The sequence below is a fragment of the Veillonella sp. KGMB01456 genome (assembly GCF_023051165.1).
In the GTDB taxonomy this organism is placed as follows: Bacteria; Bacillota; Negativicutes; order Veillonellales; family Veillonellaceae; genus Veillonella_A.
On record NZ_JALKIG010000053.1, the window covers coordinates 1 to 12,452 of the forward strand.

Consider the following 12,452-nt stretch of genomic DNA (forward strand, 5'->3'; position numbering starts at 1 on the left):
AACCGACCTCCTTAAAATTAGATTTTTAGGTCTAACTTTAAGGGGTCGGTTCAAAATATACTTTCGGAGGTCTTTTCTATTTTTATAATGTAACTAAATTTTATGTTTTAATCGTTTGTTTTTTACTTTGAAAACAAATATCAAAACTTAATTCTATTATACAGTAATCATATGAAAAAATGGTAATTATTTACAACAACGGTAGCTGATTAATTCTTATTTTACTATCCGTATATAGGGGACTTTAAACACCGTATTGTGCTATAATAAAGTGATATATTTGAGACAAAGAGACCATTATTTCATGTTGTTTGTAAATTACAAGGAATTAAGGAGTAAACATCTTGGAATTATTATGGCTTATTTTTGACATGGTGGGCACCATTGCCTTTGCCGTTTCGGGGACGCTTGTAGGCATCGGGCGGCGTATGGATATTTTCGGCATGCTTGTTTTAGCTTTGGCTACGGCCATTGGTGGCGGTATTATGCGTGATTTAATTGTGGGTAATATTCCGCCAAATTCGCTTCGCACCGGCATTTATGTGGGAACGGTCATTGCGGTAACCTTTATTATGTTCCTTATTTATCGCTCACGCAGCGATCATTACATCGGGACTCGTTGGGTTCGCCGGATGTATTTGGCAGCCGATACGTTGGGGCTTGCATCCTTTACGGTTACCGGCGCCGGCATCGGCGTGTACAACTATCCGGATATGCCGGTTTTGAGCGTTATCTTAGGTTTGTTGACGGCCGTAGGTGGCGGGGTAATCCGTGATATCTTGGCACAGCGCGTACCGTCGGTGCTGCGTGAAGAAGTGTATGCCTTGCCGGCCATTATCGGCGGTATCGTGTATTGTGCGTTTTACTACGGAGGCATGTGGCAAATGGCGTCGTACAGTGCGTTTGTCATTGTAGTTGTTATTCGTACGCTGGCCATTCGGTATAATTGGAGCTTGCCGCGCATTAAATAAAATAGGGTCACATATTAACTTAGTTCTATATGTTTAATTAACACAAAATATGATATAATACTAGAGATTACAAGAATTTCGATGAAAATCGATGTTTATTATGTTAATATAAGTCAATTACATTTTATAAAAAAATCAAGTAAAGCTAAGAAGAAGGAGTGAGTGTATTGAAAAAACGATTTTCCTGGCTGGCAGGGGCTTTAGCGGCTGCTGTTTTATGGGGAACATCGCAGGTAGAGGCAGCTACCATTTTATTTGTACCGCAGGATAACCGTCCGGTTAGCTTATCTTACACCGTTGACACGGCGGAAGGTGCCGGTTATACGGTGATTACGCCGCCGGATTATCTGATTTCCGGTAAAAATTATCATGGTGAAGCGGATAAAATTTGGCAGTGGGTTGATGAAAACGCCGGCCGCGCCGATGTGATGGTGCTCAGCACGGATACGTTGGTGTACGGTGGCTTGGTAGATTCCCGTAAACACAACTTATCCTTGAATACGTTGTTGAACCGCACGAAACAAATCGGAACTTTGCACGACAAATTCCCGAATGTGCCGATTTATGCGTTCGGTACGGTAATGCGTTCGCCGCGAGCCAGTGGGGGCGGGGTAGAGCCATCCTATTATGATGAATACGGCCCGACTATTTTCCAGATTGCCGCGTTGCAGGATAAAATGGATGCCGGTAATTTGACACAAGAAGAACAGTCTTCATTGGTACAACTGACCGCTACGGTGCCGGTTGAATACTTACAAGACTGGTTTAACCGTCGTCAGAAGAATATGACGGTTAACCGTGCGCTTATTGATGAAACTCGCAAAGGCGTTTTCAAATATTTCGCCTTAGGTCATGACGATACGAGTACTTTATCGCAGTCAGCTTTGGAAAGTCGTTATTTGAAGTTATACAGCAAAGGGCTTAACATTGATCGTTACGGCAGCTTCCCAGGCGCCGATCAGCTCGGCTTGTTGCTTATTGCCCGCGCTCATGTGGACCGCAATAACTTGAAACCGTCCTTTGAAGTGATTTATCCGTTGGGCGGTGCCGGTGAAACGGTGCCTCATTACGAGGATCAGACCGTTGCCAAGACGATTGCGGAGCACGTGGAAGCCGTAGGTGGCACGCTGGCTACCAAAGGCAAACCGGACATTTTATTGGCCGTAAATACGCCGCTTGGCAAAGTAACCGGCGAATCGGAAGCGTTTGAAAACTTCCCGATGATTTCTGCCAGCACGAATGCCTTTTTAGACAAAATTCAGACCGCCATTGAACAGAACGTACCGGTAAGTGTTGCCGATATTTCTTACTCTAACGGCGCTGACAATACATTCGTATATGGACTCTACAAACGGGATTTACTCTACAAAGTAGATGCGTACAATGGTTGGAATACGGCAAGTAATACCGTAGGCTATGCCATTGCGCAGGGCATTTTGGGCAAAGCTATGCCAACTCAGGCTCATCGCGATATGTTGACGCAGCAGTATTTGGATAACTGGGCTTACCAGGCTAACATCCGTAAAGATATTTATCGCATGCAGGATTCGATTCGCACCGATAATGTGCGCTACACCGGTACTTTGAATGAAAAACTGGAAAGCTACATGGGTGAACGCGTTCAGGATTTTGCCGAAAAATATCTGAAGATTGATCCGCGTACTGTTTCAGCACGATTCCCTTGGGGCCGTCTGTTTGAAACAGATATTACTGTGTATGATCAGCCGATAGCACCTTTGCAAAAAGAATTACGTTTACAGCGTGAAGCGGAAGCCAAGGCTAAAGCGGAAGCCGAAGCAAGAGCCAAGGCCGAGGCGGAAGCCAAAGCTAAAGCGGCAGCCGCCGGCAATGCAGCCCCGGCAGCACCTGCTACGGGTGGCATGTCCACTCAAATTCCGGTAACGCAGGAATAAGTGAGGCAGCATCAAATCTTAGCGGCAAAGGGTTGCGATTCAGCCGTTAAGAATAAGTGATATAGCATCAAATCTTAGCGGCAAAGGATTGCGATTCAGCCGTCAGGAATAGTGATGTAGCCGTAATTTACCAAAAGAAGTAACAGATATATACGGGACGGAGGGCTTAGTCCTTCGTCCCGTTTGTGTTAGAGAGGAGATACTGTTTTGAAACAGGCCTTTTTACCTGAAATAACTTATATGCGCGGTCTCTGTATGCTTGGCGTTATCGGCATACACGTAGGCTCATTTGCCCTCGCCAATCCGCAAGCCAATGTACAGTTAATCGGTTTGTTGGAGATTTTATCGCGCTTTACCGTGCCGGCATTTTTCTTCTTGTCAGCCTTCGGTTTGTTTTATCACACGTCAAGCTTTGACGAGTTTTCCTACAAGGATTTTCTGTGGCGCCGTTCCCGCGTTGTCTTGTTCCCCTATATTGCTTGGTCTATTTTATATATTGCGTATGCCGGGGCGACAGTGGGCAATTTTGCAGGCTTAACACCGCGCTATTTATTGCCGGCCTTGTTTTTTGGCAACGGCTACTACCACTTGTATTTCATGGTTATTTTGCTCTGGTTTTATCTTATGATGCCCCTTTGGCGGGCCATGGTGCGCGGTATTTTGCAAAAGCCCATTCTTTGGTTGTCGCTCATCTTCGTGGTTCAAGTGGCGTTCAACTTTTGGTCGTCCTATTACAGTGGCCAGATTAAGTTTGCTAATCACTGGCTTCAATATGCGTACTCCATGAAGCTCAATTATTGGGTGCTTCACTATATTTGGATCTTCCTCTTAGGCGCGGTGGTAGCGGAACGCTATGAAGCAACCTGTGAGTTATTGTGGCGCTATAAAGGGCTTTTGACAATCATCTTTGCTTTTTCGGTGGCCCTCATGATAGGCAGTTATTTTTACGTCCTCAATGAGCGGCATTATACCTTGTTGGAAGCAATTTATACGGTTCATCAATTGAGTCCTATGGGGATGCTCTATACCGGTGCCGCCACGCTGTTCTTCCTGTTCTTTTTCATTGCCACGCCGATGAGCAGTGCTGCGAGGGCTATTTGGGAGCAGATTGGTGAGACGTCGTACGGGATTTACTTAATTCATCCGTTTATGCTCATCATTCTCTCGGCCGGTATGTTTGAGGCAAAATTGCAATATACGGCTTTGGTTGTTATCGGGATTTATATTTGTACGGTGTGTCTGTCTTATTTGGGGACGCTTGTTTTAAAAAAATTACCAAAACCGGTGCGTCGAATTCTTCTGGGCCGTTAATAATCTTTTTGACGGAGTACGCTGCGTTTGCTTGGCTGATAAACGATTTTGACTATACCGTAAATTGAATAGTTAATAAAATTATTTACCTTGTGGGCAAGTGTCCGTCGACTGTGCTATAATCGTTACATAAACAATATTTGATTTTTGTTGGATGTTCCCGATGTGTAATTTCGGGTTGCCACATAGGATATGCGAGGTGTTCTTATGAAAGAGTTAACCTATTTTAACGGTGAATTTGTAGAGCCTGGTGCTAAATGCGTCAGCTTAGACGATCGCGGCTATTGCTTCGGCGACGGTGTGTATGAAGTAACACGTGTTTTTGACGGCCGTTGCTTTGCTTTTTCGTACCATCAGGACAGACTCTATCGCTCCATGCGCTTCATGGATATTCCGGTAAAAATGCGTCCGGAAGATTTGCAGGAACTGCATGAAATTATGATTGAACAGAGTGGTATTACGGACGGCTATATTTATCTGCAGATTACCCGTGGTGTGGAACCGCGTCATCATGCATATGATCGCTCCAAATTGGAACCGACCATGTACATGTATATTCGCCCGATCAAAGAAGATTTGAGCAAATTGGGCGAAGGGGTCAAAGCAATCAGTTTGCCTGACGAACGTTGGCTTAATGTGGATATTAAAACTTTGAACCTCATTCCGAATATTTTGGCCCAGACTAAGGCTGAAAAGAAATTCGCTTATTCCGCCGTTTTATTCCGCGACGATATCTGCACGGAAGGGGCTACTTCTAACGTATTTGCTGTTAAAGACGGCATTTGCTATACCCATCCGGCCAATAACTTGATTTTAAAAGGTATTACGCGTCAGCTCGTAGTAACTCGCGTAGCTCCGACGGCAGGCGTTTCCGTCATTGAAAAAGAATTTGACCGTGAATTTGTTGAAAATGCGGATGAACTCTTCTTCACCGATACAATCGGCGGTATTATTCCGATTACGACCTATGACCGCAAGCCGGTTGGCAATGGTGAAGTAGGTCCTGTAGCCGCCAAATTGCGTGCCGGTTATGAAAAATTATTGGCAGAAGGGTTGGCTTAATTAATTTATGAATACCCGAATCATTACGGGGACGGGATTATTATTGGCGCTGGCTTTGCTTAGTCAAAGTCTGCGCCTTATTATTCCGTTGCCCAATATGGTAAGTATGTTTTTGATTGGCTCCTTAGTGGGGCTTTGTATGTTGGTGGCGGCCATGCGTTACGGCTTGGCAAGCGGTCTTGGTATTGCGTGGGCAACGCCGGTGATTGCTTTTATGCAGGCCATGTTGCCATTTGCGCCTTTCGTGCCGCTCGTGGCGTTAGGGAATACGGTATTTGTAATACTTGGTTATCTCCTTAAAAATCAGTCCGTATGGCTGCAAGCTCTTGTGTGCAGTGTGGCCAAATGCGTCGTTTTATATTGCAGTTTTGCCCTGCTGTTTGTAGGCTTTGCCGTGCTGTTTGTAGGCTTTGCCGTGCCATATCCGATTGGACGGGCCGTTCTGTTTATGATGAGTTGGCCGCAGATTGTGACGGGCACGTTGGCTGTTGTAGGGGCGAGGTTCCTTTTGAATCACAGCTCACTGGGAGGCAATAAATAATTTTATAAATGGTTATATAAGAACTCTATAGGTAGCTATATAAAAGCCCTATAAGCTGTCTATGAGTCTTCTATTGACAGTCATTCGCTACAGTGTTATGATTTTATCACGCTAAAAATACATAGGTTCATCAAGAGTTGACTGAGGGACTGGCCCTATGAAGTCGCGGCAACCATCCGGTAAGGAACGGTGCCAATTCCAACGAAGCTAGGCTTCGACAGATGAAGAAACTGTAACTCTTCATGTGTGTGAAGAGTTTTTTTATTGTATTAAATATATTTCAAATAGAGAGTTAGAGAAAAGGAGAGCGATCACATGATTGAACTTACGCATATTAGCAAAGTTTATGACGGTCCGAATCGCGTAGAAGCGCTAAAAGACATTAGCCTATCCGTTAAAGAGGGCGAAATCTTCGGGGTTATCGGTCAAAGTGGGGCCGGTAAATCAACCTTGATTCGTTGTATTAATATGCTGGAACGACCTACATCCGGTTCTGTTGTAGTAGACGGTGTAGATCTTACGAAATTGAATGAAAAGGACCTCAGGGAACAGCGGAAAAACATCGGCATGATTTTCCAGCACTTCAATTTATTGTCGTCCCGTACGGTTTATGATAATGTAGCCTTCCCGCTGGAGTTGCAGGGGATGAGTAAAGCGGAAATCAAGGAACGCATTTTGCCGATTCTTGATATCGTTAAATTGGGCGACCGTTTGAATAACTACCCATCTCAGTTATCGGGTGGTCAGAAACAGCGTGTCGGCATTGCCCGCGCTTTGGCAAGTAATCCGAAAGTATTACTTTGTGACGAAGCCACGTCTGCGTTGGATCCGCAGACTACCAAATCCATCTTGGAATTATTGAAAGATATTAATGAAAAATTAAAATTAACTATCGTCCTCATTACACATGAAATGCAGGTTATCAAAGAAATTTGCGACCGCGTTGCCGTTATTGAAGGCGGCGTTATTTTGGAAGAAGGTCGTGTAGTCGATGTATTTACAGGCCCTAAAGAAAAGACAACGAAGGAATTCGTAGGGGCTATTATCAGTCATAAATTACCGGAAGAAGCATGGCGCCATCTCAATGTACAGCCCGATTGGAAAGACGGCTTACATCCGATTATTCGTTTGAACTTCACCGGGGATGTTGTGGATGAGCCGATTGTAGCGGGCATGATTCGCCGCTTCGGCCTCGATGTAAGTATTCTCTTCGGCGGCGTCGATTACATTCAAGACACGAGCTTTGGTCATTTGATTGTAGTGTTAGACGGTAACAGAGAGAATGAAGAGCAGGCGATTCAGTACTTGAATGAATTGCCTATTGGAAGCGAGGTGATCGGCTATGTCGCAACAAATCATTAATTTGTTGATTCAAGGTTTAGGCGAAACCTTGCAAATGACAGTTATCTCTACCATTGTATCCATGATTGTAGGGATTCCGCTCGGTGTTATTTTGGTAATCACCGGCAAAGGCCATATTATGGAAAATAAGGCAGTGAATGCCACATTAGGTTCGGTTGTAAATGCACTCCGTTCCATTCCGTTTATTATTTTGATGGTAGCGATTATTCCGCTGACCCGTATTATTGCCGGTTCCTCCATCGGGACTACGGCGGCTTGTGTACCGCTTACGATTGCGGCTATTCCGTTCTTGGCGCGTTTGGTAGAAACATCGATTCGCGAAATCAACAGCGGTGTTATTGAAGCAGCGCAGGCTATGGGGGCTTCACCAATGCAGATTATCCGCAAAGTGTTATTGCCGGAAGCATTGCCTACAATTATTGATAACATAACTGTTTTGGTAGTTAACTTAATCAGCTACTCCGCTATGGCCGGTGCTATTGGGGGCGGCGGTCTTGGGGATATCGCGATCCGTTACGGTTATCAGCGTTTTCAAGGCGACGTAATGTTGGCGACTATCGTTATCTTGATTGTATTGGTGCAATTGATTCAGTCTTGCGGTGATTTCTTGTCCCGCAAAGTGAATAAACGTTAAGCTTTTGTAAAAAGCATTGGCATGCATGACGTGCCGGACAGATAAGTTTTTTTGAAAAAGAAAAAGAGAGTAGAGAAAAGACTGGGAGGAAACATATGAAAAAATTAGCATTCTTATTGGCAGCCATCGCAACGTTCGCCTTGGTATTGGTTGGTTGCGGCAATGACAGCAACGACGGCGCCGCAGCGGGGAATCATGAAATTTCCGTAGGTGTAACAGCCGGTCCGCACGCTCAGGTTATGGATTTTGTAGCCAAAGAGGCGGAGAAACAAGGTCTTAAAGTTAAAGTCGTAGAGTTTAATGATTATATTCAGCCGGATGTGGCGCTTGAACAAAAAGAATTGAGTGCCAACTCCTATCAGCATCAGCCATTCCTTGACAACATGGTGCAGGAACGGGGGTTGAAATTAGTGTCTATCGGCAAAACAATTCTTTTGCCAATGGGTCTTTATTCCAACCAGTATAAAGATTTGGCTACTGTACCAAACGGTGCGAGCGTAGCGATTCCAAATGATCCGACTAATGGCGGTCGTGCTCTATTGTTATTACAGCAAGCAGGGCTCATTCAGTTGAAAGACGGCGGTTCGCCGAAATCTACGGTAGCGGACATTACCTCCAATCCTAAGAACTTACAAATTAAGGAATTGGAAGCCGCTCAGATTGCCCGTTCGCTTAACGATGTAGATATTGCTTTAGTTAATACAAACTACGCGCTTAATGCAGGGTTAAATCCTTTGAAAGATGCCGTTGTAGTTGAAAGCAAAGATTCCCCGTACGCTAACGTATTTGTTGTCCGTCAAGGCGATGAAAACAACGAAACTATTAAGAAATTATTGGCTGTTTACCAGTCTGATGCAACTAAGAAATTTGTAGAAGATACCTTCAAAGGTTCCATTATTCCGGCATTCTAGTCGGGTTGAAAAAGACTTTTTCACTTTTTTGTGTGAAAGTCTTTTTCTTTTGCTTAAATATGTATATAATAAAATTATCTAATTAAGCAAAGGGAGGATTCTTATGAGCGTCAATGAAAAACTACGTAATCCTTTAAATAATCAATTGTTTGAAGCCATCTTAGCCTTGAAAACAATCGACGAATGTTATGAGTTTTTTGAAGATATTTGTACGGTCAATGAATTGAAAGCGTTGGCACAGCGTTTGCAGGTAGCACGTATGCTGGAAGCCGGCGAAAGCTATGATAATATTGTGGAGACGACGGGTGCCAGTACAGCCACAATCAGTCGTGTAAAACGTTGCTTGGTCTATGGAGCTGATGGCTACAAAACTATTTTGGCACGTTTGAAATGAGGCATATATGGATGTAAGTTTTATTGATCCGGCACTTTTGATGCCGCTGATGTTATTTTTTGCCGGAGCGTTGGCCGGTTTTGTGGACTCCATTGTAGGCGGTGGCGGATTAATTTCCGTGCCGGCCATGTTGCTTACTAATTTACCGCCCAGTGTGGCACTGGGGAGTAATAAATTATCCAGTGTATTCGGGGCGTTAACGGCGGCTATTGCGTACGCTCGTTCCGGCAAAGTGGAATGGCCTTTAGTAAAACGCTTAATGCCGATTACGTTTGTAGGCTCCCTCCTCGGGACTTGGCTGGTTATCAGCATTCCCCCTTTATATTTAAAACCGATTATCATCGTGCTCCTCGTCAGCGTTTTGATTTTTGTGCTGTTTAAAAAAGACTGGGGCACAGTGACCACCTATGCGGGCGCATCGAAGCAAAAGTTGATTTTACTCGCCATCGGTGCGTTAGGTATCGGCTTTTATGACGGCTTTGTCGGCCCCGGCACAGGCACGTTTTTAATCTTTATGTTTATTTATGCCGGTTTTAACTTTTTATATTCGTCAGGCAATGCTAAGTTATTGAACTTTACCAGTAATCTGGCGTCACTGATTCTGTTTATAAGTTTGGGTCATGTAGACTATGTGCTCGGCCTTTCGGCTGCGGCGGGACAGATTATAGGAGCTACGCTGGGGGCACGCTTGGCCATCAAAAAAGGTGTGGGCCTGGTGCGTTTTGTATTTATTGCCACCACCGTAAGTATGCTTTGTAAATTAACTTATGATTATATCGTTGCGCAATGGTGACAAAGGAAGGTGAGATACTATGCCAATTAACAGTGAAAATCAGGTGGCTCTTATTAGTGGCGGTACTTCCGGGATTGGTTTTGCTACGGCGCAATTACTACTCAAAAAAGGTTGGAGTGTTGTGATAAACGGTCGCAATGAGCGAGCCGGCCAAGAGGCGGTCGTTAAATTGCGTCGCATTTCGTCTAAAGTACGCTTTGTACAAGGGGATGTAAGTAAAGTCATGAATTGTCGGCGTATCGTTGATGAAACCTGTCGTTTGTTCGGCGATATCAGCGCATTGGTGACTGCCGCCGGTTTTTATAAAGAAGAACTCATTGATGATGTGACGGAACAGGACTTCGATGAAATGATTGGCACCAATGTGAAGGGTACCGTCTTTTTATGTCAGGCTGCCGCGCCTTGTTTGCGTCGTACGAAAGGCAGTATCGTAACCGTGTCCAGTGATGCGGGGATTCAGGGCAATGTGGCATGTTCCGTATACGGTGCATCTAAAGGTGCCATTGTAAGCTTTACCAAATCGTTGGCCCTTGAAATGGCCGTCCATAAGGTGCGCGTAAATTGCGTGTGCCCCGGCGATGTAGATACTTCGCTCGTAGCTCGCCAGCTTGCGGAAAGCGATCAGACCTTTGAAGAAGCTATGGAAGAAATGGCCATGCATTATCCGTTGGGCCGTATTGCCAAACCGGAAGAAATCGGGGAAGTCATCGCTTTTTTACTCAGTGAAAAAGCCTCCTTCGTAACCGGTGCCGCTTGGACTATTGATGGCGGCTTAACGAGTTGGTAATAACGGCCTATAGAGGCTTTCGACTCCCGATTAGGCGTATGGTTAGGCGTATGACTAGGCAAGCCGGATAGAACCTCTGTGCCGGGCGGAATTAAGTCGGCGTAAGATTGCATAATTAATATAGATAAATAAAGAGGATTTTTCACCCTTCATATAGAAATAGTTAGAATGAAGGGTTATAATTAAATTGAATAGTATTAATTTGTCTGTTATTTGACTTTACAGGTGATAAAGGAGCGATATAGATGGAAGATGTAAAAGATTTGATGACTCATCCGGAAGGAACGTTAGCAGCCGTAGAAGCGGAACTCGCGAATCGCGATGCTGAAATTGAAAATATCTGCCGTTGGGCGGCCGCTCGTGCCGGCGTACTCGTGATGGCACCAAAACTTAGCACCACTGCATTGATTGCCAATGATGCGTATATGGTAAGCCGCATTGCCGCTGTTTATGGTCATACGGCTACAGCCGGTGCGATTATCGGCTTCCTCGGCGGTTTGGGCGGTAGTGTAGTGAGCGCTTTATTGACGTCCGTATTCCCTAATCCGAAAGTTAAAATCCCATTGGCTATTTGCTTGACCTATGCCGTGGGCAAATGCGCTAAACTTTGGGTAGAAAACGGCATGCCTATGCCGGGCGATTTCTCCGAATACAGAGAACGTTTGACAGACATTATTGAGCATAATAAAACAACGGTGGGCATGTTGGTAAATTCGCCGCTTAAAGATAAACCGTTAGGCGATGAAAACAAAGACTTCTTAAAAGAAGCCGGTGTGGGCAGCGATGAATTCTTAGGCCTTAATAAATTCAATTTAGACAGCTTGTTGACGGGCGACTTATTGGAAAGCTTTGGCTCTATTAAAAACATAGTAATCGGTGTAGCCAGTGCGGCCGTAGCCGGTATTGCCGGCAAAGCTCTTGCCAATTCCGACAATGAGTATGTAGCCAATGCTAAACATGCTTTGTCCGGTATCGGTGCTTTATTGGCAACCGTAGGCTCCACAGCCATTGACTTGGCAGCCGGTACAGCTACATCCGCTATTAAATCGACCGGTGAAGCAAAATCTACCGTACTCGGCAAAGTGAGCGATATTTTGACATCCGCCGGCGATACTAAAGATGATGTAGTAGATAAAGTAAGCGACTTTGTTGCCTCCGCAGGGGATAAAAAAGACGAAGTTGTGGAAAAAGTAAGCGATGTTGTAAAAGGCATGAAAGACAATTTACAGAAATAATCACCGCGGCAATCCAGTATAGGTATACGAGAATTATAGGAGTGAGCATCAAAATGAATCCTTTGAAATTAATAAAGTATGCGAAATTCTTTTCGTCATCTAAGTTTTTAAATTTTGCCACCGGTGTCGGTAAAAATGTCGCCTTCTTGCGTCGTGCGGCTATTTTGTTCTATTGTTTTCGTGACCCTGACACCCCTAAGTACGTAAAAGCTATCGTGGCAGGCGCTTTAGGGTATTTGATCTTGCCAATCGATTTAGTATCGGACCGCATTCCGTTTATCGGTTGGGTTGATGATGCCGCTGTCATTGCGTTGGCTTTTAAAGTGGCTAACCGCTTTATTAAACCAATGCATCGTGAACAGGCTCAAAAACTTGTTCCGTTCGGTTCAGAAGAATAAGAATTTATCAGCTTTTTGGGAAATGCTGAATAATAAGAAGGCCGACCTGCGAGATTTCTCGCAGGTCGGCCTTTGCTTTTCAAAATAGAGTTATAGGACAAAAAGTGTGTGTAAAAAGTGCTGTAAACCTAGATAGATAC

Annotated in this window: 13 protein-coding genes and 1 riboswitch; all 13 genes read left to right on the forward strand. The window is 44.5% G+C overall.

What is annotated here, in order from left to right; all coding sequences use genetic code 11:
• The first annotated feature begins 344 nt into the window (after nucleotides 1–344).
• The 13 genes from MXE28_RS10525 to MXE28_RS10585 all read left to right on the forward strand — a co-directional run bounded on the left by MXE28_RS10525 (nucleotide 345) and on the right by MXE28_RS10585 (nucleotide 12,312).
• Nucleotides 345–971: a trimeric intracellular cation channel family protein gene (locus MXE28_RS10525; RefSeq protein WP_021840639.1), complete on the forward strand. Its 627-nt coding sequence runs from the start codon at nucleotides 345–347 to the stop codon at nucleotides 969–971.
• 167 nt (nucleotides 972–1,138) lie between these two features.
• A complete protein-coding gene (locus MXE28_RS10530; protein ID WP_156704574.1) occupies nucleotides 1,139–2,884 on the forward strand; it encodes a DUF4127 family protein in 1,746 nt (581 codons plus the stop codon).
• 207 nt (nucleotides 2,885–3,091) lie between these two features.
• Nucleotides 3,092–4,195: an acyltransferase gene (locus tag MXE28_RS10535; RefSeq protein ID WP_247240144.1), complete on the forward strand. Its 1,104-nt coding sequence runs from the start codon at nucleotides 3,092–3,094 to the stop codon at nucleotides 4,193–4,195.
• Nucleotides 4,196–4,402: 207 nt separating this feature from the next.
• The gene (gene dat, locus MXE28_RS10540) at nucleotides 4,403–5,257 is read left to right on the forward strand and encodes a D-amino-acid transaminase (RefSeq protein ID WP_021840637.1); all 855 of its coding nucleotides are present in this window, start codon (nucleotides 4,403–4,405) and stop codon (nucleotides 5,255–5,257) included.
• A 7-nt stretch (nucleotides 5,258–5,264) separates the two neighbouring features.
• Nucleotides 5,265–5,798: a hypothetical protein gene (locus MXE28_RS10545; protein WP_226974560.1), complete on the forward strand. Its 534-nt coding sequence runs from the start codon at nucleotides 5,265–5,267 to the stop codon at nucleotides 5,796–5,798.
• Nucleotides 5,799–5,922: 124 nt separating this feature from the next.
• Nucleotides 5,923–6,026, forward strand: a riboswitch (SAM riboswitch).
• Nucleotides 6,027–6,113: 87 nt separating this feature from the next.
• Complete coding sequence (locus MXE28_RS10550) at nucleotides 6,114–7,160, forward strand: methionine ABC transporter ATP-binding protein (RefSeq protein ID WP_021840635.1); 1,047 nt, start codon at nucleotides 6,114–6,116, stop codon at nucleotides 7,158–7,160.
• Nucleotides 7,141–7,794 carry a methionine ABC transporter permease gene (locus MXE28_RS10555; RefSeq protein WP_021840634.1) on the forward strand — a complete coding sequence of 218 codons (654 nt, stop codon included), beginning with the start codon at nucleotides 7,141–7,143 and terminating at the stop codon, nucleotides 7,792–7,794. Before MXE28_RS10550 ends, MXE28_RS10555 begins: the two co-directional genes overlap by 20 nt.
• Nucleotides 7,795–7,889: 95 nt before the next feature.
• The gene (locus tag MXE28_RS10560) at nucleotides 7,890–8,705 is read left to right on the forward strand and encodes a MetQ/NlpA family ABC transporter substrate-binding protein (RefSeq protein ID WP_226974561.1); all 816 of its coding nucleotides are present in this window, start codon (nucleotides 7,890–7,892) and stop codon (nucleotides 8,703–8,705) included.
• Between the two features lie 103 nt (nucleotides 8,706–8,808).
• On the forward strand, nucleotides 8,809–9,099 hold the full coding sequence (locus MXE28_RS10565) for a YerC/YecD family TrpR-related protein (protein ID WP_006556263.1): 291 nt from the start codon (nucleotides 8,809–8,811) through the stop codon (nucleotides 9,097–9,099).
• A gap of 7 nt (nucleotides 9,100–9,106) precedes the next feature.
• A complete protein-coding gene (locus tag MXE28_RS10570; RefSeq protein WP_247240145.1) occupies nucleotides 9,107–9,892 on the forward strand; it encodes a TSUP family transporter in 786 nt (261 codons plus the stop codon).
• Nucleotides 9,893–9,911: 19 nt separating this feature from the next.
• A complete protein-coding gene (locus MXE28_RS10575) occupies nucleotides 9,912–10,679 on the forward strand; it encodes an SDR family oxidoreductase (protein WP_021840631.1) in 768 nt (255 codons plus the stop codon).
• A gap of 245 nt (nucleotides 10,680–10,924) precedes the next feature.
• Nucleotides 10,925–11,914 carry an antitoxin gene (locus MXE28_RS10580; protein WP_021840630.1) on the forward strand — a complete coding sequence of 330 codons (990 nt, stop codon included), beginning with the start codon at nucleotides 10,925–10,927 and terminating at the stop codon, nucleotides 11,912–11,914.
• A 53-nt stretch (nucleotides 11,915–11,967) separates the two neighbouring features.
• The gene (locus MXE28_RS10585; protein WP_021840629.1) at nucleotides 11,968–12,312 is read left to right on the forward strand and encodes a YkvA family protein; all 345 of its coding nucleotides are present in this window, start codon (nucleotides 11,968–11,970) and stop codon (nucleotides 12,310–12,312) included.
• Nucleotides 12,313–12,452 lie beyond the last annotated feature (140 nt).